Source organism: Pantoea sp. ICBG 985, from assembly GCF_002928365.1.
Taxonomy (GTDB): domain Bacteria; phylum Pseudomonadota; class Gammaproteobacteria; order Enterobacterales; family Enterobacteriaceae; genus Pantoea; species Pantoea dispersa.
The window spans coordinates 158,384-181,704 of record NZ_POWM01000003.1 but is presented as its reverse complement, the minus strand read 5'-3'; the positions used below and the strand labels follow the sequence as shown (position 1 = coordinate 181,704).

Below are 23,321 nucleotides of genomic sequence, written 5' to 3'. Positions count from 1 at the left end.
CGTGGTGTTCAGATGCCATAGCAGGATGCAGGCACAACCGTTCACGCACCGGTTGACTGAGATTAAGGATGATTTCAGGCGTGATAGTTTCCTGTAAAGCAGCCTCAGGGCCGTTACTCCCTGAAGCATAAGATTTTTTCTCAGTGTAAAGGCGTCAGAAAGGCAGTAACAATTTCTTGCAATGTTAATCTTAATGCGTATATTTCTCATTTGCTTTCTTAACCACATGCTCACCACAAAATAACGATAAGCCGATTGAGGAATATTATGTCTTGCAAAGAGATGCGCGTCCGGAACGCAGGTCTTGCGCCGCAGCGCGCGCTGCGCCTGTCACTGCTGGCAGTGCTGGTTGCCTCGGGTGTCGCGCAGGCGTCCGATACGCAAAACAGTGAGGCCACCCTGACCGTTGATGCCAGCGCCAGCGCAGAAGCGCAGCAGGCGCAGGCCGCAGCGGATTACAGCGTACCGGTGACGCGGGCCGGCACCAAAATGGCGCTGACCGCACGTGATATTCCCCAGTCGGTCACCATCGTCAGCAAGCAGCGCATGCAGGATCAACAGCTGCAGTCGCTGAACGACGTACTGAGCAACACCACCGGCATCCACGGTGTAGCCGCCGATATGGACCGCATCAATTACTATTCACGCGGTTTCCTGATTGATAATTACATGACCGACGGGATTCCAACCGCGTTTGCCCAGCGCTGGAATCTGGGTGATGCGCAGACCGATACCGCGCTGTATGAACGCGTCGAAGTGGTGCGCGGTGCAACGGGCCTGCTGACCGGACCGGGCAATCCTTCCGCCGCCATCAACATGGTGCGTAAACATGCCGACAGTAAAGAGTTTACCGGTAGCCTTGAAGCGGGCTATGGCAGCTGGAATAAGCAGCGTTACGTCGCCGATCTCTCAGCACCGCTGTCACCGGAAGGCAACGTGCGCGGTCGCCTGGTGGCCGGCTATGAAGACAAAAACAGTTTTATTGAACGCTACGGCGCGGATAAGAAATTTATCTACGGTGTGATCGACGCGGATCTCACGGACGCCACCAGACTGTCTGTCGGTTATGAGTTCAGCCAGGTGAATACCGATTCACCGATGTGGGGTGGTGCGCCGCGCTGGTACACCGACGGCACGCAGATCCACTCCCGTCGTGGCTATAACACCGCGCCAGAATGGGCTTACAACAACAAAGAAAATAAAAAGGTCTTTGTTAACCTGCAGCAGAACTTTGATAACGGCTGGAACATCACCCTTAACGGCACGCACAACGAGATGTTCCTCGACAGCAAACAGCTGTATCTCGACGGCTACTTCGATAAAACCACGGGCGCAGGCGTCTCTGGTTATGCCGGCTATCCGGTGGTGGGCGGAACCGGTTACAACACCGGCAAACGAAAGGTGGATGCGGTAGACGCCTTCGCCAGCGGTCCTTATGAACTGCTGGGCCGCCAGCATGAGCTGATGGTCGGGGTGAACTACAGCCGTCAGGATAACAAATACTACAGCGCATGGGCCAACATTTCGTCAGCCGATCTGGGTAACTTCAACCAGTTCAACGGTGACTTCCCTGAAACTGACTGGAACCCGCGCGAACCTGCGACCGACACCCAACTGGTGCGGCAGAAATCCGCCTACCTCGCGACGCGCATCAATCTGGCCGATCCGCTGCACCTGATTGTCGGAGCACGCTACACCAACTGGAACCGCCAGACGCTGACGGCGGAAATGGAGAAAAACAATATCACGCCTTACGGTGGGGTGATTTGGGACTTCTACGATAACTGGTCTGCCTACGCCAGCTACACTTCGGTGTTCCAGCCGCAGGATTATCAGGATGCGTCAGGCGCTTATCTCTCGCCGGTGATTGGCAAAAACTACGAAGCCGGCGTGAAGTCTGACTGGTTCAACAGCCGTCTGACCACCTCGGTATCGATCTTCCGCACCGAACTGGATAACGTCGGTCAGAGCACCGGACAGACCAATGCGCAGACCGGTAATACCATTTACGTGGCGAAGAAGGGTGTGGTAAGTCGTGGCGTCGAGTTTGAGGTGAATGGGGCGCTGACCGATAACTGGCAGATGACCTTTGGCGGGACTTCGTATGTGGCGGAAGACGCCAACGGCGATCGCTACAATTCACAGCTGCCGCGCACGTCGTTTAACCTGTTCACCAGCTATCGCCTGCCGATGCTGGACCAGCTGACGCTGGGCGGCGGGGTGAACTGGCAGGCGAGAACTTACGCGGATATCAGTGGCCCGGATGGCAATGGCACCTGGCGCACCCGTCAGGGCAGCTATGCGCTGGTGGATCTGTTCGCGCGCTACGACGTGACCAAAAACCTCAGCCTGCAAGCCAACCTGAATAACCTGTTCGACAAAGAATACGACGAAAACGTCGACAGCACCGGCATCGTCTACGGCGAACCGCGCAACTTTATGCTGTCCGCGAAATACCGTTTCTGATCATTAAGCTGGTATCAAAAGCAGCACCTGACATCCCCTCTCCCGAGGAACAGGCCGCACCTGACATTCCCTCTCCCGCGTGCGGGAGAGGGTTAGGGTGAGGGGAAAACCGCACCCTCCCCAAACCATGCACCTCAACATCCCGCCGCAATATAATCCCCGTTGGCACTCACCGGCACCACGGTAAAAAACAGCACCAGCGCAAACATCACCAGCAATATCCCACCGGCGATCCGTACCGCTCTCAGCAGCGATGCCGCCTGCGGCGAGCGCTCTGCCAGCCATAGCTGCCCGGCGCGCTGACGATAATGCTGCACAAACAGTGCCAGCGCCACCAGCGCCATGCCGGTACCGAGCGCCATACTCATCACCGCCAGCATGCCCCAGCGCGTAATGCCGATGACGCTGGCGAACAGCAGCACCGTCAGCGCACCGCTGCACGGCCGCACGCCGGTGGCAATGATAATACCCGCCCAGCTTTTCCAGTCGCTGCCGTGCCCAGCCGCGACGCCATGCGCGTGGCCGCAATGATCATGATGATGATGCTCCGCTGGCGGCCTGCGCCAGGCTTGCAGCAGCAGCATCACGCCCAGCCCGGCAATGAACACAGCACTGGCTTTCTCCAGATACCAGCGGCTCAGGCTGAGATCGCCGGTGGTCAGGTTAAAACCAACCGCCAGAATAAAGACAAAGGCAATCGCGCTCAGGCCCTGCACCAGGCTGCCCAGCAGCGGCACGCTCAGCGCCACGCCGCGCGGGGGCTGATGGGTGGTCAGCCAGGTGGTAACGATAAATTTACCGTGCCCGGGACCCACCGCGTGCAGAATGCCGTAAATAAAGGTCACAGCCAGCAGCCACAGTCCGGCACTGTACTGGCCGCTATTGATTTGCAGTAAATGGGTAACCAGCAGCCGGTGCAGCTGAATCTGACTTTGCAGCGCCCATGCCTGAAACGCGCTCCAGTGCAACGACAGCAGCGTCAGCGCGCTCAGCAGCAGCACGCTCGCGCAGAGAAATCCGGTTTTGGTGGCGGTCATAGTAATGAAGAAAGTGGTCCTGAATGTCACCAGCATGCGGATTTCTGCCGCGTTGTAAAGCCACGGCGGTTAAACGGCAGCCGCTCTCCGCATCGTGACGCATTCCCCTGCCTTGTGCAGCTGTCTATAATCTGCCGACAATTTCTCACGGATGCCTTTTATGTCTGCTGATTCTCCTTTGCTGGCGGTACAAGACGTCACGCTGGCCGTGCAGGGGCGCACCTTGCTGGCGCCGGTATCACTGCAGCTGTACGCCGGTGAAACGCTGTTGCTCACCGGCCCGTCCGGCAGCGGCAAAAGCACGTTGCTGAAAATTATTGCCTCACTGCTGGAGCCCGATAGCGGCGAGATCCTGTTTCAGCAGCGGGATATTCACTCGCTGAAAGTCGAACACTATCGCCAGCAGGTCTCCTACTGTTTCCAGACACCGCAACTGTTTGGTGACACGGTCTACGATAACCTGGCGCTGCCGTGGCAGCTGCGTCAGCAACAACCGTCGCGCGAGCAGCTGGTGGCGGCGTTGCGCAGTCTGCATTTATCCGCCGACATGCTGGACAAAAACGTTGCCGGACTCTCTGGTGGTGAAAAGCAGCGGGTGGCTTTGCTGCGCAATCTGCAGTTTCTGCCACAGGTATTGTTGCTGGACGAAGTGACCAGCGCACTGGACGAGCCCAATAAACAACGGGTTAACCAGCTGATTGCCGCGCTGGTGGCGGAAAAAGGGCTGGCGGTGATCCGTATCAGCCATGACGTACAGGAGATTGATGCCGCTGAGCGTATTCTGCGGCTGACCCCACCCGCAGCGGGAGAACAGTATGAATCAGCATAATATCAGCGACAGCTCGCTGCTGCTTTCACTCATGCTGGTGCTGGTAGCGCTGCTGATTAGCCAGAAAGAGAAGCTGGGGATGAGCAAAGACATTCTGTGGAGTGTCACGCGCGCCATTATCCAGCTGGTGATCGTCGGTTACGTGCTGAAGTCAATTTTCGATGTCAATAATGACTGGCTGACGCTACTGATGGTGCTGTTTATCTGCATCAATGCAGCGCTGAATGCGCGCAAACGCAGCCGGCGGATCGATCATGGTTTTATCATCGCGCTGGTGGCGATTACCAGCGGTACGGCACTGACACTAACGGTGCTGCTGCTGAGCGGCGCCATTGCCTTTGTTCCCATGCAGGTAATCCCCATTTCCGGCATGATTGCCGGTAACGCCATGGTGGCGGTCGGGCTGTGTTTCACCAATCTCAATCAGCGCTTTAGCGACAACCAGCAGAAAATCATGGAGATGCTCAGCCTGGGCGCGCCGATCAAACGCGCATCCGCCGGGCTGATGCGTGACAGTATTCGTGCCGCGATGATCCCCACCGTTGATGGCGCAAAAACGGTGGGGCTGGTAAGTCTGCCAGGCATGATGTCCGGGTTGATTTTTGCCGGGATCGATCCGGTAAAGGCCATCAAGTACCAGATTATGGTGACGTTTATGCTGATTGCCACCGCCAGCCTGTCGACCATCATCGCGGCGTATCTGTCCTACCGTCGCTTTTACACCGCGCGGGGGCAGCTCAAACCGTAGATTACGCCTGAAACCGCAGCGCCACGCCGCTGGCCTGTTCCGCGCTGACCACGATGGCATCCGACTCTTCGCGGAAAGGCACATCGCCCAGCAGCAGGCTGGCTTTCACCCTGCGTAAGTCGCTGCTGCGCAGCGTCAGCGCGGCCATACGCGCACTGCCGTCATAATCTGGCGGCAGGCCGGTAAAGCGCTGCTTCACATAGTGCGCAGCGGCAAAGCGCACGGTGGCCACGCCCGCTTTCAGCACAAACGCGCCCTGCTGGCAGGCGGTGAGCTTATCGGCACCAAATAAACGACTGTAGGGCAGCGCGGCGGCTGCCGGATCCTGGGCCACCACCACAAACTCAATAATATCGGTCACCGCGTTGGGATGCTGCTGCCACACTGGCTGCCAGACCGCCTGCGGTGTCTCATGCTGGCAGAAAAAACTGCGTCCGTTTGGCACCAGTGCGGGGCGCAGGCGAACGGTGCGAAAACGCGCCTGCTGTGCGCTGCCATCCGGCAACTGCACCGGTCGGTAAAAACTGGCGGCGGGATCGCCATCAATATCCTGACTTTCCAGATAGCGCCACACTGCATCGGCATCGCCGGTTTTCCATACCAGACCGCTCAGGCCCGTCGGTGCCTGCCAGATATCCTGACGCCGGTGCGCACGCCCGGCTTCATAGCCCAGCAGTTCCAGATAATTATCACCAAATACCGCCAGATGATTACTGGAGCCCAGCGAATGATGGCCGCGTGGCGTGAGCTGGAAACCGAGCCGGCGATACAGCGCGCTGGCGTCATCCAGCCGATCGGCAACATTGATCACTGCATGATCGAGCTGTGGAACGGGTACCGGTATCGCCATTATCTGCCTCCTGGTTCGCATCATTACGATGACCGCGGTGTCGCGCTGCGTTCGGCTTCGCGTTGCGGTTGCCAGGCGAGCTGCGCTTCGGCGCCGAACGCCCGGGCAATATGTCTGACCAGCGTCGCGGCCTGCGCCGATGATCGCTGGCGCGCGCTGGCATCCTCGCTGTGCAGCACGCCTTCCACGACGACCTCTGGCGGCAGCACGTTCCAGCTGTTGCCACCCTGAAAGCGTGTGACATTCAGGCCGGCGGCCGCCAGCGCGCTGACGATGTGGCTGCCGGTAACGATACTGTCGATGCCCTCATGCGGACGTGCAGCGTGAGCGCCTTTGCCGTGAATGGTGATATGAAAATGGTCAGTAAACGCTGCCGGTGTGGCAGATAACGTGTGTGTCATGGTCATCCCTGCGGCTGTTCGGGTAAGAAAGGTTCGCCCAGCGTTAGCATCAGGCGGTTGGCCCAGGCAAAAAATGCGGCGGACTGGATCAGGTCCAGCAGCTGCAGCGTATCCAGTCCTTGCTCGCGCAGCGCCTGCAGCTGGGTCTGGCTGCTGGCGACCGGGGTTAGCGATAAGGTGGCGACAAAATCGATAATCGCCGCCCAGCGCACGGACTGGCCGTGTGCCAGCTCGGCACCCGGCGCGACATTCAGGAGTTTCTGCACCGCAGTCTCATCTTTTGACAGCTGACTGGCTTTGCGGGCATGCACGGACGCGCAGTAAATGCAGCCGTTGACTTTACTCACTACCGTAGCCGCCAGTTCACGCTCGGCGCGAGGCAAACCGCCCGGCGTATAAAAAATGCCTTTATCCGTCAGCGTGCGTTGTTCCAGCAGCGGCAGATTGCGCGCCAGCAGACGGAAATAGTCGGACTCGCTATGACCGTTTTTTGCCAGCGTCGCCTGTTCTTCCGCCGTAAACTCGCTGAGCGGTTTGGCTGCCAGCCACGGCTCCCAGCCCAGCTCCTGCTGGGTAAACGCGGTGAGCGCAGTCTGACCGCTGGCCGTGAGCGGGGCGCTATGCCATTTGCCGGCCACCGCATGGGGCTGGGCGCGCGATGCTTCACCGCTCAGCAGGAGCAGGCCGGTCAGCAGGCGACTCTGAAAGCTGACAAATCCCACCAGCTGCGCTAGCGTGACGATGCCGCGCAGCGTCCAGCCGGCATGACGCAGCGTGGTCAGTTGTTGCGGTGTGGCGTCGACCGGATGCAGGCTCAGCAGCTCAGCAAAGGCGCGACCGGCGGCAAAGCGCGCATCTGCCGGGCTTTCGCTGGATTGCTGCTGATAGTGTGCCTGCAATGACGTGACGCCGTGCCAGCCGGCGACCTGCCCGGCGAGCGCGTAGCGCTGCGCCAGCGGGAAATCGTCGTCATCCTGGCCAAACAGCACCTCATAGCTGCCCTGAGCGTGTCGGGTCGCGGCCTGACGCACGTTGCGCGCCTCTGCCAGTTGCGCCGCCGGGTCGATATCGGCCAGCGCCGCCAGTAAATCTGTAGCCTGAGACATGGTTTTCTCCTGTTAAGCGGTACCCAGCGCACGCAGCGTGGGGGCAATATGTTCAGCAATTAACGCCACCGAACGCAGCGTATCGGCGTGCGGCGGATCAATAGAGTGCACCTGGAAGGTGATGTCGGTGGCGCGCGTCAGCGTACTGTCGGCCAGCAGCGAAGCCAGCACCGCGTCGGCATCGCCGATATGTGCATCGAGCTGGCGCGCGTGGCTCTCCAGCGTGCTGCCGGTGATGTCGTGGCCCGCCTTGCGAAACTGCTCCGCCTGGCGCTGCAGGCCGGGTGCGGCAAGGCGGCGCGCGTAGTCGTTCGAGTCGGCAACAAACGCGGTGCGTGAAGCCAGGATGCGGGGCGCCACGCCCGACGGCAGCGCCGCGAGATAAGCATCGATCATCGGGTTTTGCAGCTGCTGCAGCGACAGGTCTGGCTGACCCACCGGCCGCGGCTGGGTGCGCGATAACATCAGCCCGTGACCGGCCTGGCCGGCACGCGTCGCGCCTGCAACGGAAAAGGTGGCGATCCACACACGCTGCGCCAGCGTGGGAGCCGGCGGATAGAGATGATTGTCCGGATGGGCCAGCGTGTCGCCGCGCCACGCGCTGAGCAGCGTATGCAACTGGTCGGCAAACACGCCAGCGCGCTGTTCGCTGGTCAGGCCAAACGGCAAAAATGAGGTTGGCGTGCCGCCGGAGCCGAGCCCCACCTCCAGTCGTCCGTCGCTCAGCAGGTCCAGCACCGCCGCGTCTTCGGCCACGCGCAGGGCATTTTCCAGCGGCAGGGTGATGATGCCGGTGCCGAGGCGGATATGACGGGTGTGCGCGGCCATGTGGGCAAGAAATACCAGCGGTGAGGGCAGCCCGCCTTCTTTTTCATGAAAGTGGTGCTGCGCGATCCAGGCACTGTCAAATCCGCAGCGTTCAGCGTGCTGAATCTGTTCCGTCGCCAGCCGGTAGCGCTGTTGCGCCGTGGTGTCGTCGAGCAGGCGGGTAAAAAAACCGATGCGTTTGCGCGTCATGCAGACTCCTTAATCAGCGACGGAAAACCGGAATGGCGTCAATTAACGCGCGGGTGTAGGGATGCTGCGGTGCATTGAACAGTGTGACGGTGTCACCTTGTTCAACCACTTCGCCAGCGCGCAGCACGGTAACGCTGTGTGCCAGTCGTCGTACGGTGGCCAAATCGTGGGTGATAAACAGATAGGTGAGGCCCAGCTCGCGCTGCAACTGTTGGAGCAGCTGCAGAATCTGCGCCTGCACCGTGACGTCCAGCGCCGACGTTGCCTCATCCAGCACCAGGATCGCCGGTTGCGGGATCAACGCCCGTGCGATGGCGACGCGCTGACGCTGGCCGCCGGACAGCTCGCGCGGCTTGCGCGTCAGCAGATCCAGCGGCAGTGCCACCCGCTGCGCCACCTCGTGCACCCGCTGCTGGCGCGCGGCGGCGCTGAGCGAGCCAAAGTTGCGCAGCGGTTCTTCAATGATGTTGAACAGCGTCTGGCGCGGATCGAGCGAGGCGAACGGATTCTGGTAAACAAACTGTATTTTGCGCCGTAGCTGGCGCAGCGCTTCGCCGCGCAGGCTGCTGGCATCAATGCCGTCAATCACCACTTTGCCGCGATCGGCGCGTTCAAAGCCAAGCAGAATGCGCGCCAGCGTGGTTTTGCCGGAACCGGATTCACCCACCAGCGCGTGCGTCGTGCCGCGTGGCACCGTCAGGCTGACCGCTTTCGCCACCGTCAGCGTCTGCTGCCTGCCAAGCGCAAACTGTTTATCGATGGCGTTGAGCTGAATCGCCGGTGTGGAAAAACGGGCTGCGGACGGATAAGGCAGAGCGGCAGCATCGGGCACCGCGTCCTGTAATAGCTGGCGGGTATAAGGATGCTGTGGCGCGCTGACCAGCGTCGCTGCGCTTCCCTGTTCCTGGATCTCGCCGTGACGAAACACCAGCAGACGGTCAGCGCGTTCCGCGGCCAGCGCCAGGTCGTGGGTGACAAACAGCACGGCGGTGGCGAACTCACGGCGTAGCTGGTCGAGCAGATCGAGAATGCGCTTTTGCACCGTGACATCGAGCGCGCTGGTTGGCTCATCGGCGATGATCAACTGTGGTTGCAGGGCGAGCGCGATGGCAATCAGCACGCGCTGCTTCATCCCGCCAGAGAGCTGATGCGGATATTGATGCAGGCGCTGCTCCGGATGGCTCAGCCCAACTTTTTGCAGCAGTTCCAGTACGCGCTGCTGGCGCGCGGTCCGGCTAAGCTTCTGATGCAGCTGCAGGATCTCGCCAACCTGATCGCCAATGGTCTTCACCGGATTAAGCGAATTACCGGGATCCTGCGGCACCAGGCTGATATGCACGCCGCGCACGCTGTCCATGCGCCGGGATGACCAGCCGGCGATATCGGTGCCGTTCAGCAAAATTTTACCGCTATCGCGCCGGGCATTGTCCGCCAGCAGACCGATAATCGCCTGGGCCGTGGTGGTTTTGCCTGAGCCGGATTCACCGACCAGCGCCACCATTTCGCCCGGCTGCAGGGAAAAGCTCACGTTATGCACCACTTCACGCCACACGCCGCGCTGGCGATAGCTGAGGCTGAGGTTTTCCACGCTTAATAGCGCTGTCATGCGTCACCTCCTGCCAGCTGACGGCTGACGCGATTCGCCGCCAGCACCACGGCGACCACCACCACGCCGGGAAAGGTAGTCAGCCACCACGCGGTAGCCAGATAGTTGCGGCCTTCGGCGATCAGCAAACCCCATTCGGGGGTCGGTGGCGGCGTGCCATAGCCGAGAAAGCTGAGGGTTGAGAGCGCCAGAATGGCCTGACCAAACTGCAGTGCGGCGAAGGCAATCACCGCGGTCAGCGAGTTCGGGACAATGTGGCGCCACAGTACCTGCCAGAAACGGCCGCCACTGCCGAAAGCCGCTTCCACATATTCACTGCGGCGTACCCGCACCACTTCGCCGCGCGCCAGCCGGGCAAAACTGGCAATCGAAGCGATGCCCACCGCCAGCGCAGCGTGCACGGTGCCAAAACCCAGCAGGATCAGCAGGCTTAATGACAGCAGCAGCGCCGGGATTGAAAGCAGCACATCCACCAGTCGCATCAGCGCCTGTTCAGTGCGGCCGCCCACGGCCCCGGCCAGGACGCCCAGCGCGGTTCCGCCAGTGAGCCCCATCGCCACCGCCGCGACCGCCGCAGAGAGCGACTGCGAGGCACCATAAACGATGCGCGCCAGCAGGTCGCGTCCGAGTTGATCGGTACCGAGCCAGTGCGCACTGTGCGGCGCTAAGCGCTGCGCGCCGGCAATGCCTTCGGTCGGGCTATAGTGGGTAAACAGTTGTGGTGCCACGGCCGCCACAAACGCCAGCGCCAGCACCGTCCATGCCAGCCACAAGCCGGGCTGCAGGCGGCGGGCACGATCGCGCCGCAAGGCCGGCTGTCCCTGACGCGCGGTAGAGTAATCGACCAGACTCATGAATTTCCTCCGGCTACGGTTTGCAGACGTGGGTCGAACAGCGGCATCAGCAGATCGACCAGCAGGTTGATCAGCACAAACGCCAGGGCGGAGATCATTACTACCGCCTGTAACACCGCCATATCCTGATTGTTGACCGCCTGCTGGGTCAGCTGGCCGATGCCGCTTAAGCCGAACACGGTTTCAGTAATCAGCGCGCCCGCGATCAGTTCCCCCAGCAGCAAACCGGCCACATTGAGCACCGGTAGCAGCGCGTTACGCATGATATGGCGCCACAGCACGTGTTGTGCGCTGGCACCTTTGGCGCGGGCCACGGCGACAAACGGCTGAGTAGCAACCTGATCGATGCTGCGCAGCAGAATCTGGGCCAGCGGGGCGGAGATGGGCACGGCGACGGTCAGCACCGGCAGAATCAGCCCCTGCAGGGGCGATGGGTTGATCACCGGGATCCAGCGCAGTTGAAAGGAGAACAGCTGAATCAGCGCGATGCCAAGCCAGAACGTCGGCAGCGAAATAAACAGTGCCGGCAGCGACTGCAATAGCGTACGCAGCAGGCGCAGCGCAGGCAGTCGCGCCAGCGCCGCCAGTGCGAAGGCCACCACGCAGGCAACGGCAAATCCGGCCAGCGCCAGCTGCAGCGTGGCGGGCAGATTGCTGCGCAGCAGATCGCTGACCGGCACACCTGCCTGCACCGAGTAGCCAAAGTCACCGCGCAGCATCGCCAGCAGCGTATGCAGATACTGCTGCCAGATCGGGCTATCGGCACCGTAGGCCTGCCGCATCTCTGCAATTTGCTGCGGGCTGAGACCCAGATCCGGATTCTGGAACTTGATCAGCACCGCATCGCCCGGCAGCACCTGCAGCAGCAGAAACGACAGGGTAAACGCCGCCCATAACACCAGCAGGCTTTGTCCCGCTCTATGCAGCAGTGCGTGTCGCATCATCATCCTCTCAATGTTTTTCCAGCCATGCGCCGTAGAACGACGGTCGGCCTACGGCTTCAAAGCTCACGCCCTTCAGCCACGGCGCGCCGGCAAACACCTGCGGCTCTTCAAAGATCGGGATCACATAAGCCTGATCCAGCAGATAACGCTGGGCGTCTCCGGTGAGCGCCAGACGTTTCGCCGGATCGACTTCGGCCGAGATCGCCACCAAAAGCTTGTTGAGTTGGTCGTCACGGAAATGCCGGACTTTGTCGCTGGAGCCGCCTTTTTGCAGCAGCGCATCGCGGTTGGCGGGATAAAACATGCTCTTCACCACGTCCGGGTCGGCGCGGCCCACTTCCGAGACCGTGAGCGGGGTTTTTAGCGGATCGAGGTTGTCCAGCGTGCGGCTGCCGGCGTCACCGGCTTTCACCGTGAGCTGGACGCCAACCTGACGCCACTGCTGGGCCACCAGCTGCAGCACTTCTTTGTTCTGCGGCTGCGGCAGCGATTCATACACGGTCAGGGCCAGCTTTTGCCCCGCTTTGGCGCGGATGCCGTCGCTGCCGGGCTGCCAGCCAGCCTCATCAAGCAGTTGCCTGGCGCGGGCGGGATCATATTTCAGTTTGTCCGCGAGGTTGACATACCCGGCGGCCGAGGCGGCGAGTACCGAGGTGGCCTGCGGATAGTTAGGTGAAAACAGGGTTTGCACCACCTGCTGCGCGTTGGTCGCGTGCAACAGCGCCTGACGTACGCGCAGATCGCTGACCAGCGGGTTATCCGGGCGGAAGCTGATGCTGTCGTTGACGCCACGCGTCGGCGCAGCGTAAACCGGGAACGCCTGCTGCTGTGCCTGTTTTTCGTCATACGCCTGCACCTGGCGAATAAAATCGGCCTGACCGGCCAGCAGTGCGCCGATGCGCACGCTATCTTCCGGTGTGACGATAAATTTGATGCCAGCCAGATTCGCCGGTCCCTGCTGGGTGCTGTTTTTCGGTCCCCACTGGTAATCTTTGCGCGCGGTTAAATCCACTTCCCGCCCGAGCTTTTCATCGCTGACCACAAACGGCCCGGAGCCAATAATATGGCGCGCATCGCCGAGCTGATCGAAACTACGTTGCAGCGTGCTGAGCGAAACCAGCCCGGAGCCAATGGTGGCCGTGCCCTGTAAAAATCCAGGTGAGGGCTGTTTGAAATAAAACTTCACCGTCTGCGGATCAATCACTTCGCTGCGTTCGTAATTATTAATCACTTCAGACACCGGCAGGCGCTGGGCTTTATTACCGAGTCCGTAAGTATCAAAGTTTTTCGCCACGGCATTCGCATCCAGCGGCGTGCCATCGGAAAAAGTGACGCCAGGGCGAATTTTAAAGGTGTATTCCGTTTTATCCGCGTTGCTGCTCCAGCTTTCGGCAATCCACGGTTCCACCTGTAGCGTTTTTGGATTTTGCCACGTCAGTTTGTCGGTGATCTGATTGAGAATGCCGCCGTTGGGATAAAAACCCCCGGCCGGCGGATAAAGATTGGTATGTGCCTGCTGTTCCAGATAAATCAGCGTGCCGCCTTTGACCGGCGTCTCCGCCGCGTGGGCGCTAAATATCCCTGTCAGCAGGGCTAAGCTCAGCGCCCGCAAGTGAAAATGCGTCTTCATGATGATTTCCTTTGTTATCAAGTGCCCGGTGGGCTGAAATCATCATCAAATGTGCAACCCGTGAGTTGAACCAATGAATTGCACTAAGCTTTTGCGAAAATAACAAAAGCGGAGAATTAATTGTATGCCGCAATTACCGGGTTGTTTTCCTGGCCCGATAAAATTGTTTTTTCTCAACCTGAAAACCTGCGCTGATGTTATTGCTTCTGCGGATCATTACCTCCGCGCGTAATGTTAACCCGACAGAAAGCGAAATCCGCTTTACGAAAAATCAGGCTTTCATCCACCAGTATTATGACTATTTCTCATTTCCTGAATCGCTTTGCCGATTTAGTTGTTTTACGAAATATAAATCTCCCCGCCACACTAAGCGCCATATTCATCGCAACCCTATTCATCGAAATAAGGAACAGGCGCATGTCATACCGACTGAGTTTGCTCGACAAATCACCGATTGCAGCAGGTGAGAGCGCCACGCAGGCCCTGCATCGCACACTGCAGCTGGCTCAGCGCGCGGAAGCCTGGGGTTATCACCGCTTCTGGCTGGCGGAACACCACAACAGCGACCAGCTGGCGAGTCCTTCGCCGGAATTGTTGATTGCCTGGATCATCGGCCAGACCCGGCATATCCGCGTGGGTTCCGGCGGCGTGATGTTGCAGCACTACAGCCCTTATAAAGTGGCGGAAAACTTCAACCTGCTGGCTGCGCTGGCACCTGGACGTATCGACCTGGGCGTGGGTAAAGCGCCCGGCGGACTGCCGCTTTCTACCCGCGCGCTGCAACTGGGGGTGCGCCAGCAGGAGAAAGGCAGCTTTGCCGAACAGCTGGCGCTGCTGGATAGCTGGCTCAGTGTGCCGCCGGTGGGGGATGAGGAGATCCTGCGCGCCACGCCGCAGCCGCCGCGTCCGGCCAATCGCTTTCTGCTCGGAGCCAGCGAAGCGAGCGCCCGACTGGCGGCAGAGCTCGGCTGGCAGCTGGTGTTCGCCGCACACCACAACGGCGATCCGCAACTGATGGCGCAGGTGCTGAACAGCTATCGCCAGCACAGTCAGGGTCAGCGTGCGCTGGTGGCGGTACAGGTGGTGGTGGCGGATTCGCCGGCAGAAGCCGACCTGCTGGTCGACACACTGCGTATTTATCACGTCAGCGTGACGGGCGGACAGAGCGTTAACGTCGGCAGCATTGAACAGGCTGAGCGCTATGTGCGTCAGGGCGGCTTCAGTGACTACGTGATTGAGCCACGCACGCCGTCGCTGCTGAAAGGGACCGCGGCACAGGTGCACGCGCAGCTTGATGCGCTGCACCAGCGCTACGGCATTGAAGAGTTTGTTATTGATACGCCGGTGGCGGAGGAGCAGGCGCGGGTGAAATCCCTCGAACTGCTGGCGACGCATCGTCTGGTTAGCGCCTGACCGGGAGGTCCTGTGACGATAGTAAACGAACAGCAGCTGATTGACTGGCGGCGCGAGCTGCACAGCTGGCCGGAACTCTCCGGTCATGAAGTGGAAACCAGCGCGCGGCTGCGCCGCTGGCTGCAGCAGGCTGACGTGCGCCTGCTGGATTATCCGCTGCACACCGGCGTGGTGGCGGAAGTGGGTCAGGGCGCGCCCCTGATCGCCCTGCGTGCCGATATCGATGCATTACCGATCCATGAAGCCACCGGGCTGCCTTTTCGTTCACGGCAAGCCGGCGTCATGCACGCCTGCGGTCACGATGTGCACAGTGCAGTGATACTGGGTGCCACGCTGCAGCTGAAAGCACGGGAAGATCAGCTACCGGGGCGGGTGCGCATCCTGTTCCAGCCGGCGGAAGAGATTGCCCAGGGTGCGCGCCAGTTCATCGACGCGGGTGTGCTGGATCAGGTACAGGCGATTTTTGGCATGCACAACGAACCGGGTTTGCCCACGGGCACCTTTGCCACGCGCAGCGGTGCGTTTTATGCCAACGCCGATAAATTTGTGGTGCGCGTGCACAGCACCCGCGCGGACGTGAACAGCATCCTGGTCGCCAGCCAGATTATTCAGGCGCTGCAATCCCTCACCAGCCGCAGCTTTAATACGCTGGACAGTCTGGTGGTGAGCGTCACGCGGATTGATGCACACAGGCACGACGGTCAGCCGACGGCTGAAGCGGAATTTGGCGGCACGGTGCGCACGCACGATAAACAGGTGCGCGCGCAGCTGGAGCAGCGTGCGCGCGAGGTGGTGGTCAATATCGCCGCCGCCAGCGGTGCCACGGCCACCTTTAGCTGGCATCCGGGGCCGCCGGTACTGGAGAACGACGCCCACTGGGCACAGTTTGCCAGTCAGGTGGCGCAGCAGGTGGGTTATCAGGTGCAACAGGCTGAGCTGCACCTTGGCGGCGAAGATTTCGCTTATTACCTGCAGCAGCTCCCCGGCGCGTTTGTCAGCATTGGCAGCGCCAGTGAATTTGGCCTGCATCACGGTGGCTTCAACCCCGATGAAGCGCTGATCGCCCCGGCGGCACACTACTTCAGTCAGCTGGCGCAACAGGCATTGCAGCAGCTAAACGCGCGATGTCGCGACGCCATCCTTAACTGATTTCCTTCCATTTCTGGCAGCGCTGTACGGCGATAAGGCTATCGCCGGCAGGCTGCGCCATGAGCAAAGAGAGACGATTATGACTGCAAGACAACTGCGCCTCGGCACCATTCTGCACGGCGCATCCGGCAACATGTCCGCCTGGCGTCATCCGGCGGCGCAGGCGGATGCCAGCATCAGTTTTGATTACGCCCGCCGTATCGCCCGTAAAGCCGAGGCTGGCAAACTGGATTTCCTGTTTGTCGCCGATGGCCTGTTCATTAATGAGAAATCGATCCCGCACTTTCTTAACCGCTTCGAACCGCTGACGCTGCTGTCGGCGCTGGCCGGCGTCACCGAGCATCTCGGTCTGGTCGGTACGGTGTCCACTTCCTACAGTGAGCCGTTCACCGTCGCCCGCCAGTTCGCCAGTCTCGATCATCTCAGCGGCGGGCGCGCGGGCTGGAATGTGGTGACATCGCCGCTGGAGGGCTCGGCAAAAAACTTTTCGCGTCAGCAGCATCCCGAGCATGCGCTGCGCTACCGCATCGCCGACGAATACCTGCAGGTGGTGAAAGGGTTGTGGGATTCCTGGGAAGAGGGCGCGTTTGTGCGCAACAAAGCCAGCGGTCAGTTCTATGCGCCTGACAAACTGCACACGCTGAATCATCACGGTGATTTTTTCCAGGTACAGGGGCCGCTGAACATTGAGCGCACGCCGCAGGGCCGGCCGATTATCTTTCAGGCGGGCGCCTCGGAAGATGGCCGCAAGCTGGCGGCGCGTCATGCTGACGCCATCTTCACCCATCAGCCAACGCGCGAAGAGGCGCAGGCGTTCTACCGGGATGTGAAGCAGCAGCTGGTGGCGAACGGGCGTGAACCGGGCGATCTGCACATTTTCCAGGGCGTCAGTGTGATCGTGGGGGAGGATGACGCAGACGTCGAGCGCCAGTACCAGACCACCGCGGCGCTGGTCTCGATTGAGGATGCACTCAACTATCTCGGTCGCTTCTTTGACCATCACGACTTCTCGCAGTATCCGCTCGACCAGCCGTTCCCGGACATTGGCGATATTGGCCAGAACAGCTTCCGTAGCACCACCGACGAAATCAAACGCAAAGCGCGTGAACACGGCCATACGCTGCGCCAGGCGGCGCTGGAAGCCGCGACGCCGCGTCCGCTGTTTCACGGCACGCCACAGCAGGTGGCGGATGGTCTGCAGCTGTGGTTCGAAACCGAAGCCACTGACGGTTTCATTATTCAGGGCGGCACGCCGGACACCTTCGAGCGTTTTGTTGATCAGGTGATTCCGGTTCTCCAGGCACGCGGCCTGACGCGTCGTGAATACCCGGGCAGCACGCTGCGCGCCAGCTTTGGTCTGAAACAGCCGCTCAACCAGTTCACACCACAATAACGATGAGAAAACACGCTATGCAGAAAAAATCCCTGATTGCGCTGCTGTTACTGAGCCTGAGCAGTGCTGCACTGGCCGAGGACGTGGCCGTCAATGGTCAGCAGGTGAGCCTTGCCGCCAATAAAACGCCCATCAACACGCCAGAGAATCCTGCCGCCGTGGCGCAAATTCCGGCGGGCCACAAATTTGCTGTGCCGGGATCGTTCACCGTGGCGGTGGCGGCACTCAACTCGCCGCCGCTCACGGTATTCAGCGACGACAATAAAACGCTGCTGGGCAGTGAGGTGGATATCGCGCGTCTGGTGGCCGACAGCCTCGGGCTGAAGCTCAACATCGTGCCCACCTCGTGGGAAGACTGGCCGCTGGGCGTGGCATCGGGCAAATATGACGCGGCGATCACCAACGTGACGGTGACCAAAGATCGTAAACAGCGTTTTGATTTTGCCACCTACCGCAAAGATTCGCTGGGCTTCTATGTGAAAACCAGCAGCCCGATTACCTCGCTGAGCAAGGCAGAAGATATTGCCGGCCTGCGCATCATCGTCGGCTCCGGCACCAATCAGGAGGCCATCCTGCTGGCCTGGGATAAAGAGAATCAGGCTAAGGGACTGAAGCCTTTCACACCGGTTTATACCAAAGATGACGCTGCGCAGACGCTGGCGCTACAGGCCGGGCGCGCCGACGCTTACTTCGGCCCTAACGTGATTGGCGCATGGAAAGCGGCGCTGACCAAAAAGACCCGGCTGGTGGGCAGCGTGGACGGCGGCTGGCCTAAGGCGGCGCACATCGCGGTGACGGTGAAGAAAGACAACGGGCTGGTGCAGCCAATTAACACCGCACTCAACGGCGTCATCAAAAACGGTGACTACGACAAGGTGCTGAACCGCTGGGGTGAAGGCGTGGAGCGTCTGGATCGTTCCGAGATCAATCCGCCCGGACTGGGCGATTAAGGAGGCGGCATGAGCCAGCAATTTTTCCGCGAAGTGTCACCGGAAGCGCCGGAGCTGCAGCCGATTCTTGACGGTCTGTTTGGTGAATATGCAGCACGCTACGGCGATTTCTTCAGGAAACACAATGAAGTTGAGCTGACCGAGTGGTATCTGCCGCCGCGCGGGCTGTTCATCGTGCTGGAGCGCGACGGTGAGATCATCGCCATGGGCGCCTACAAACCGTGGGATGCTACCACCGCCGAACTGAAGCGCATCTGGACGCGGCGTGACCTGCGCCGTCAGGGACTGGCACTGCTGATCCTGCAGGAGCTGGAGCGCCGGGCGCTGCGCGCAGGCTATCAGCGCGTGTTTCTCACCACCGGTTTCCGTCAGCCGGAAGCGGTACAGCTGTATATCGGCCACGGCTATCAGCCGCAGTTTGAGCTGCGCGAAGATATGGAGATTTACGGCCAGCCGCCGCACGATGGCCGGCTGCGTTTTCTCAAAGTAATTGATGTGCACAACGTGGCGCAGGCCAGCTAAGGAGAGCCACCATGAGTAAGCAACAACCTTTGACCGTGGTGCCGGCACGCTATCCGGCGCGTACCGTCGGTGCCATCATCGCGCTATTTATCCTTGCGGCGGTGATCAATTCCGTGGCCTTTAATCCGCGCTGGGAGTGGAGCGTGTTTGCCCGCTGGTTTTTCGATCCGGTGATCCTCAATGGCCTGGGACAAACGCTGCTGCTTACGCTGTGCGGCACGCTGCTGAGCCTGATATTCGGCGGCCTGCTGGCCCTGGCGCGGCTCTCGTCATCGTGGCTGCTGAGCACGCTGGCGTTTGGCTATATCTGGCTGTTTCGCTCGCTGCCGCTGATTGTGGTGCTGATCATTCTGTATAACTTCTCGTATCTGTACGACACGCTGTCGTTCGGTATTCCTTTCACCGCCCTGTCGTGGGGGCACTTCCAGACCATTAACGTGCTCGGCCAGTTCCCGGCGGCGGTGATTGGCCTGACGCTGGTGCAGAGCGCGTATAGCGCGGAGATTATTCGCGGCGGGTTTCTCGGCGTCGATCACGGTCAGTTTGAAGCCGCTTCGGCGCTGGGATTATCGTCGTCGCGTCGCACGTTTCGCATCATTCTGCCGCAGGCGCTGCGCGCGATTATTCCCACCACCTTTAATGAGATCATCAGCCTCGCCAAGGGCACCTCAATGGTGTATGTGCTGGCGATGCCCGAGCTGTTTTACACCATCCAGATGATCTACAACCGCACCCAGCAGGTGATCCCGCTGCTGATGGTCGGGGCCGCCTGGTATCTGATCATCACCACCGTGCTGTCGCTGCTGCAGCACAGCGTCGAGCGCTGGCTGGCACGCAGCGTCACGCGTGAACCGCAACCTTCGCGCTGGCGCCAGTGGCGCAACCGCAGCGTGAACCCCGCCGTCAACGAGGAGCTGTCTCATGTCCGAAGCCATTGATTACCGCTATCTGCATACCACCGGCGCCATCAGTATTACCGGCGTCAGCAAGACGTTTGGCCGGCATAAAGCGCTCGATGATGTGTCTCTTGAGCTGGCTCCCGGTTCGGTGACGGTGATCCTCGGGCCGTCCGGTTCTGGCAAATCGACGCTGCTGCGCACCATCAATCATCTGGAGCGCGTGGATGAAGGCTTTATTCAGATCGATGGCGATTACATCGGCTATCAGCGGCGCGGCGATAAACTCTATGAGCTGAAAGAGAAGGCGATTTTGCGGCAGCGCATCAACGTCGGCTATGTGTTCCAGAACTTCAATCTGTTTCCGCACCTGACGGTGCTGGAAAATCTGATTGAAGCGCCGATTGCCCATCGTCAGCTGTCGCGCCGGGCAGCGATCGATCGCGCCGGTGAGCTGCTGGATGTGGTCGGCCTGCGGCACAAAGCCGATGCCTGGCCGCGGCATCTCTCTGGCGGTCAGCAGCAGCGCATTGCGATTGCGCGTGCGCTGATGCTCAACCCGCGCGTGATGCTATTTGATGAGCCGACTTCGGCGCTCGACCCGGAACTGGTGGGCGAAGTGCTGGATGTGATTAAAAAACTGGCGCGATCCGGCACCACGCTGGTGATTGTCACGCACGAGATCGGCTTTGCGCGTGAAGTGGCGGATAATGTGGTGTTTATGGTTGACGGGCGCGTGGTTGAGCAGGGCAGCAGCCAGCAGGTGCTGAATCAGCCGCGTCATGAGCGCACCAAACGTTTCCTCGCCAGGGTGCTGTAATGAAGCCGGTGATTATAGTCGCGCTGGCGGGTGCGGTGCTGGCGGCATCCGCGACAGGCGCGCAACAGCTGGACGCCAGTCATAACGAAACGCCGATCACCATGGCGGCCAATCCGCAGGCGATCGCGAAGATCCCCGCCGGATTTCATTTTGTTCACCCCGGCTATTTAACCGTCGCCACTTCAGCCAGTAATTCACCGCCGATTGGTCTTTGGGCGTCCGATAATAAAACGCTGATCGGCAGCGACCCGGACATTGCGCGCCTGCTGGCCGACAGCCTCGGTCTGAAACTCAGGCTGGTGCCGGCGGCGTGGGAGGACTGGCCGCTGGGCATCACGGCAGGGCGCTATGATGTGGCGATGTTTAATATCGCGGTGACCGAGGAGCGCAAGCAGAAGTTTGATTTCGCCACCTATCGCGCGGATAACCATGCCTTTGCGGTGAAAGCGGACAGTAAAATCAGCGCGATTCGTCGCCGGGAAGACGTGGCCGGCAAACGGATTATTGTGGGCTCCGGTACCAATCAGGAGCGAATATTACTGAGCTGGGATGAGAAGAATCGGGCGCAGGGCCTGGCCCCGGTGCAGCCGATTTATCTTAACGATGATGCCTCCGCCACGCTGGCGCTGCTCTCTGGCCGGGCCGATGCGTCATTTGGCCCGCAGGCCATGGCGGCGTGGAAAGTCGCTTCGCGCGGGCAAACCAAAATTGTCGGGCACGGACCGTTTCGCGCCTGGGTGGCGGTCACCACGAAGAAGGGCAATGGCCTGGACGTCGCGCTGCAGCAGGCGATCAACGGCGCTATCGCTGGTGGCCAGTACCACCAGGTGCTGGCAAGATGGGGTGAAGAGGGCGAGGCGGTGGAGATTTCGCAGGTTAATCCGCCCGGGATTGTTTATCAGGATAATTAGGGCGGGGTGGTCAGGCGCACGGTGTGGTCACCATAAATGGCGACCCTACAGCTCGCTCGGGCTTTCGTAGGGTGCGCATTGATGCGCACTGGCTTAAAAAATGAAGGCTCGCCCGGTTTATCCTGCTTTTTTTATCCACTGCAATGCTTCGGCGGCGGGCAGCGGGCGGGCAAAATGGTAACCCTGGAATAAATGGCAGCCCTTATTGCGCAGGTGCTCGAAATACTCCTCGCTCTCAATCCCTTCCGCCAGCACGTTCAGCCCCATCGCGCGCGACAGCTCAATGGTCTTTTGCACCACAATCGCCGCCGATTCGTTTTCAAAAATGTGCATGATCAGGGATTTATCAATCTTAATATCATCAATAGCGAAATCACTCAGTGACTTAAGCGAAGAGTAACCGACGCCGAAATCGTCGATCGCCCATTTGATCCCTAACTGGCTGAAGTGGTTGATGACATCCCCAATGCGCTGCTGATCGTAAATAAAGGTGGTCTCGGTAATTTCAAACTTCAGCCGCTCGGGACGGATTTTGTAATGCGACAGCGTCAGCAGCGTGTCATGGGTGAAGTCGCGGTGCATCAACTGCAGCGGGCTGATATTGATGGAAAACACCAGCGGAGGCAGCCGCAGCACGCGATCCCACTCAACGATTTGCTGCAGCATGCGCTCCAGCACCCACTTGCCAATATCAATGATCAGCCCGCTTTTTTCGGCTACCGGGATAAACACCTCCGGCGAGATAAAGCCTTTCTCCGGGTGCTTCCAGCGCAGCAGCGCTTCAAAACCGATGAGATTTTTGTCGCCATCGACCTGCGGCTGATAATAGAGCTCCAGCTGCTGGCGCTCGATGGCGGACGCGAGCTCGCGCTTGATAAGATCGGTGGCGGAATAATTGCCGCCATAGGTAAACACGGTCGACAGCAGTGCCGTCACCGGCACTGCACAATTGAAAACGGTAAAAACGGCTTCCTGCGGAATATTCAGATGAAAACGATTATTTTCCCAGATCAGACCGGTGGTGACAAAAAACAGATAACACAGCAGGCACAGCAGCGGAAATATTTTACTCAGATAAAAGGATTGCTGGCGCAACACCAGTGCCGAACCGACGATCAGGGCCACCAGATAGTTATATTCTGAACGCTTGCCGGCAGCGTGGTGATTATCCACCAGCAACAGCACGATGATGGTAAATAATAACGCATGGGTAATGATCGCCAGATGCCGCTCCAGCCGGTCGCTGAAAGCGCCGATGATGATGTAGCCCCCCAGCGCTATACTGGCGATATACAGACAGCCAATGTCATGATGACCGCGACTGAAATTCAGTGTTGCCATAAAGATACCAGCCACGATACTGGCGACGCCGGCAATCAGCAGCGTCAGGCGGAGCTTTTTTTTCGGGCTATCACCCTGCAGAATGAAGGGCAGATTACGGATGCGCGACCAGGCTGAACTCAACAAAGGGTTCATAAACGGTTCCGGGTTTTATTGTCATGACGCGTGAAGGTGTAAACGCCACATAATATATTTAAGCGAGACGACTGTCATAATTGTTTTCAGATTATTTGCGCGTTAAGCGCGGATTTTTATATTTGACATAAGCGGCGTCAAATAGCGCTATTAACGCATTCAGGCGCAATATTTAACGCCGCCAGCGATAAGCGATGCGCTATAACGGAGAAGGCGCGCGCAGCGCGACCCGATTGTTCCTCGCCAGTGACGTCGCCGCAGAGTAGAATGACCACGCGGCGCGGCGACAGCGTGCCGGACAAT

General features: G+C 59.7%; 21 protein-coding genes. 11 read left to right on the top strand and 10 right to left on the bottom strand.

Annotated features, from left to right (window positions below; all coding sequences use genetic code 11):
• The first annotated feature begins 267 nt into the window (after positions 1–267).
• Positions 268–2,466, top strand: a complete 2,199-nt coding sequence (fhuE, locus tag C1Y42_RS10235) for a ferric-rhodotorulic acid/ferric-coprogen receptor FhuE (protein ID WP_104093344.1) — start codon at positions 268–270, stop codon at positions 2,464–2,466.
• Between the two features lie 134 nt (positions 2,467–2,600).
• Here fhuE and C1Y42_RS10230 read toward each other — a convergent pair whose 3' ends face one another.
• Positions 2,601–3,539: a nickel/cobalt transporter gene (locus C1Y42_RS10230; RefSeq protein WP_104093343.1), complete on the bottom strand. Its 939-nt coding sequence runs from the start codon at positions 3,537–3,539 to the stop codon at positions 2,601–2,603.
• A gap of 124 nt (positions 3,540–3,663) precedes the next feature.
• On the opposite strand from C1Y42_RS10230, the gene fetA reads away from it, so the two are divergent.
• Together fetA and fetB are read left to right on the top strand one after the other, a co-directional pair.
• Positions 3,664–4,332 carry an iron ABC transporter ATP-binding protein FetA gene (gene fetA / locus C1Y42_RS10225; protein WP_104093342.1) on the top strand — a complete coding sequence of 223 codons (669 nt, stop codon included), beginning with the start codon at positions 3,664–3,666 and terminating at the stop codon, positions 4,330–4,332.
• Positions 4,319–5,080 (top strand): iron export ABC transporter permease subunit FetB, encoded by a 762-nt coding sequence (gene fetB / locus C1Y42_RS10220; protein ID WP_104093341.1) that lies wholly within the window; start codon positions 4,319–4,321, stop codon positions 5,078–5,080. Before fetA ends, fetB begins: the two co-directional genes overlap by 14 nt.
• A gap of 1 nt (position 5,081) precedes the next feature.
• Here the strand turns inward: fetB and C1Y42_RS10215 are convergent, their stop codons facing one another.
• Genes C1Y42_RS10215 through C1Y42_RS10180 form a run of 8 tightly spaced genes read right to left on the bottom strand, consistent with a single transcriptional unit; the run spans position 5,082 to position 13,488 of the window.
• A complete protein-coding gene (locus C1Y42_RS10215) occupies positions 5,082–5,930 on the bottom strand; it encodes a VOC family protein (RefSeq protein WP_104093340.1) in 849 nt (282 codons plus the stop codon).
• Positions 5,931–5,953: 23 nt separating this feature from the next.
• Positions 5,954–6,331 carry a peptidase dimerization domain-containing protein gene (locus tag C1Y42_RS10210; RefSeq protein ID WP_158251401.1) on the bottom strand — a complete coding sequence of 126 codons (378 nt, stop codon included), beginning with the start codon at positions 6,329–6,331 and terminating at the stop codon, positions 5,954–5,956.
• A 2-nt stretch (positions 6,332–6,333) separates the two neighbouring features.
• Positions 6,334–7,437, bottom strand: a complete 1,104-nt coding sequence (locus tag C1Y42_RS10205) for an alkylhydroperoxidase domain protein (RefSeq protein WP_104093338.1) — start codon at positions 7,435–7,437, stop codon at positions 6,334–6,336.
• 12 nt (positions 7,438–7,449) lie between these two features.
• The gene (locus tag C1Y42_RS10200; RefSeq protein ID WP_104093337.1) at positions 7,450–8,454 is read right to left on the bottom strand and encodes a putative FMN-dependent luciferase-like monooxygenase; all 1,005 of its coding nucleotides are present in this window, start codon (positions 8,452–8,454) and stop codon (positions 7,450–7,452) included.
• A gap of 13 nt (positions 8,455–8,467) precedes the next feature.
• Positions 8,468–10,060, bottom strand: coding sequence for an ABC transporter ATP-binding protein (locus tag C1Y42_RS10195; protein ID WP_104093336.1), 1,593 nt, complete (start codon positions 10,058–10,060; stop codon positions 8,468–8,470).
• The gene (locus C1Y42_RS10190; RefSeq protein ID WP_058770236.1) at positions 10,057–10,914 is read right to left on the bottom strand and encodes an ABC transporter permease; all 858 of its coding nucleotides are present in this window, start codon (positions 10,912–10,914) and stop codon (positions 10,057–10,059) included. Before C1Y42_RS10190 ends, C1Y42_RS10195 begins: the two co-directional genes overlap by 4 nt.
• Positions 10,911–11,855: an ABC transporter permease gene (locus C1Y42_RS10185; protein WP_199188986.1), complete on the bottom strand. Its 945-nt coding sequence runs from the start codon at positions 11,853–11,855 to the stop codon at positions 10,911–10,913. Before C1Y42_RS10185 ends, C1Y42_RS10190 begins: the two co-directional genes overlap by 4 nt.
• A gap of 10 nt (positions 11,856–11,865) precedes the next feature.
• Positions 11,866–13,488, bottom strand: a complete 1,623-nt coding sequence (locus tag C1Y42_RS10180; RefSeq protein WP_104093335.1) for a TIGR04028 family ABC transporter substrate-binding protein — start codon at positions 13,486–13,488, stop codon at positions 11,866–11,868.
• 417 nt (positions 13,489–13,905) lie between these two features.
• Here C1Y42_RS10180 and C1Y42_RS10175 point away from each other — a divergent pair, with 417 nt between their 5' ends.
• The 8 genes from C1Y42_RS10175 to C1Y42_RS10140 all read left to right on the top strand — a co-directional run bounded on the left by C1Y42_RS10175 (position 13,906) and on the right by C1Y42_RS10140 (position 21,542).
• Positions 13,906–14,901 (top strand): MsnO8 family LLM class oxidoreductase, encoded by a 996-nt coding sequence (locus tag C1Y42_RS10175; protein WP_058781525.1) that lies wholly within the window; start codon positions 13,906–13,908, stop codon positions 14,899–14,901.
• An 18-nt stretch (positions 14,902–14,919) separates the two neighbouring features.
• Positions 14,920–16,050, top strand: coding sequence for an amidohydrolase (locus tag C1Y42_RS10170; RefSeq protein WP_370445695.1), 1,131 nt, complete (start codon positions 14,920–14,922; stop codon positions 16,048–16,050).
• Between the two features lie 79 nt (positions 16,051–16,129).
• Positions 16,130–17,443, top strand: coding sequence for an LLM class flavin-dependent oxidoreductase (locus tag C1Y42_RS10165; RefSeq protein WP_058770232.1), 1,314 nt, complete (start codon positions 16,130–16,132; stop codon positions 17,441–17,443).
• A 17-nt stretch (positions 17,444–17,460) separates the two neighbouring features.
• A complete protein-coding gene (locus tag C1Y42_RS10160) occupies positions 17,461–18,393 on the top strand; it encodes an ABC transporter substrate-binding protein (protein WP_021509058.1) in 933 nt (310 codons plus the stop codon).
• Positions 18,394–18,402: 9 nt separating this feature from the next.
• Complete coding sequence (locus C1Y42_RS10155) at positions 18,403–18,915, top strand: GNAT family N-acetyltransferase (protein WP_021509059.1); 513 nt, start codon at positions 18,403–18,405, stop codon at positions 18,913–18,915.
• Between the two features lie 11 nt (positions 18,916–18,926).
• On the top strand, positions 18,927–19,853 hold the full coding sequence (locus C1Y42_RS10150) for an amino acid ABC transporter permease (RefSeq protein WP_104093333.1): 927 nt from the start codon (positions 18,927–18,929) through the stop codon (positions 19,851–19,853).
• Entirely contained in the window at positions 19,837–20,631 is a 795-nt protein-coding gene (locus tag C1Y42_RS10145) for an amino acid ABC transporter ATP-binding protein (RefSeq protein WP_058770231.1), read from the top strand. The genes C1Y42_RS10150 and C1Y42_RS10145 overlap by 17 nt, the downstream gene beginning before the upstream one ends.
• The gene (locus C1Y42_RS10140; RefSeq protein ID WP_058770230.1) at positions 20,631–21,542 is read left to right on the top strand and encodes an ABC transporter substrate-binding protein; all 912 of its coding nucleotides are present in this window, start codon (positions 20,631–20,633) and stop codon (positions 21,540–21,542) included. The genes C1Y42_RS10145 and C1Y42_RS10140 overlap by 1 nt, the downstream gene beginning before the upstream one ends.
• Positions 21,543–21,659: 117 nt before the next feature.
• Here C1Y42_RS10140 and C1Y42_RS10135 read toward each other — a convergent pair whose 3' ends face one another.
• On the bottom strand, positions 21,660–23,018 hold the full coding sequence (locus tag C1Y42_RS10135; protein WP_104093332.1) for a bifunctional diguanylate cyclase/phosphodiesterase: 1,359 nt from the start codon (positions 23,016–23,018) through the stop codon (positions 21,660–21,662).
• Positions 23,019–23,321: the final 303 nt, after the last annotated feature.

Bases quoted from the DNA above. Each gene is read 5' to 3' on its own strand.
- fhuE (WP_104093344.1), top strand. From the start codon at position 268: ATGTCTTGCAAAGAGATGCGCGTCCGGAACGCAGGTCTTGCGCCGCAG.
- C1Y42_RS10230 (WP_104093343.1), bottom strand. From the start codon at position 3,539: ATGCTGGTGACATTCAGGACCACTTTCTTCATTACTATGACCGCCACC.
- fetA (WP_104093342.1), top strand. From the start codon at position 3,664: ATGTCTGCTGATTCTCCTTTGCTGGCGGTACAAGACGTCACGCTGGCC.
- fetB (WP_104093341.1), top strand. From the start codon at position 4,319: ATGAATCAGCATAATATCAGCGACAGCTCGCTGCTGCTTTCACTCATG.
- C1Y42_RS10215 (WP_104093340.1), bottom strand. From the start codon at position 5,930: ATGGCGATACCGGTACCCGTTCCACAGCTCGATCATGCAGTGATCAAT.
- C1Y42_RS10210 (WP_158251401.1), bottom strand. From the start codon at position 6,331: ATGACACACACGTTATCTGCCACACCGGCAGCGTTTACTGACCATTTT.
- C1Y42_RS10205 (WP_104093338.1), bottom strand. From the start codon at position 7,437: ATGTCTCAGGCTACAGATTTACTGGCGGCGCTGGCCGATATCGACCCG.
- C1Y42_RS10200 (WP_104093337.1), bottom strand. From the start codon at position 8,454: ATGACGCGCAAACGCATCGGTTTTTTTACCCGCCTGCTCGACGACACC.
- C1Y42_RS10195 (WP_104093336.1), bottom strand. From the start codon at position 10,060: ATGACAGCGCTATTAAGCGTGGAAAACCTCAGCCTCAGCTATCGCCAG.
- C1Y42_RS10190 (WP_058770236.1), bottom strand. From the start codon at position 10,914: ATGAGTCTGGTCGATTACTCTACCGCGCGTCAGGGACAGCCGGCCTTG.
- C1Y42_RS10185 (WP_199188986.1), bottom strand. From the start codon at position 11,855: ATGCGACACGCACTGCTGCATAGAGCGGGACAAAGCCTGCTGGTGTTA.
- C1Y42_RS10180 (WP_104093335.1), bottom strand. From the start codon at position 13,488: ATGAAGACGCATTTTCACTTGCGGGCGCTGAGCTTAGCCCTGCTGACA.
- C1Y42_RS10175 (WP_058781525.1), top strand. From the start codon at position 13,906: ATGTCATACCGACTGAGTTTGCTCGACAAATCACCGATTGCAGCAGGT.
- C1Y42_RS10165 (WP_058770232.1), top strand. From the start codon at position 16,130: ATGACTGCAAGACAACTGCGCCTCGGCACCATTCTGCACGGCGCATCC.
- C1Y42_RS10160 (WP_021509058.1), top strand. From the start codon at position 17,461: ATGCAGAAAAAATCCCTGATTGCGCTGCTGTTACTGAGCCTGAGCAGT.
- C1Y42_RS10155 (WP_021509059.1), top strand. From the start codon at position 18,403: ATGAGCCAGCAATTTTTCCGCGAAGTGTCACCGGAAGCGCCGGAGCTG.
- C1Y42_RS10150 (WP_104093333.1), top strand. From the start codon at position 18,927: ATGAGTAAGCAACAACCTTTGACCGTGGTGCCGGCACGCTATCCGGCG.
- C1Y42_RS10145 (WP_058770231.1), top strand. From the start codon at position 19,837: ATGTCCGAAGCCATTGATTACCGCTATCTGCATACCACCGGCGCCATC.
- C1Y42_RS10140 (WP_058770230.1), top strand. From the start codon at position 20,631: ATGAAGCCGGTGATTATAGTCGCGCTGGCGGGTGCGGTGCTGGCGGCA.
- C1Y42_RS10135 (WP_104093332.1), bottom strand. From the start codon at position 23,018: ATGAACCCTTTGTTGAGTTCAGCCTGGTCGCGCATCCGTAATCTGCCC.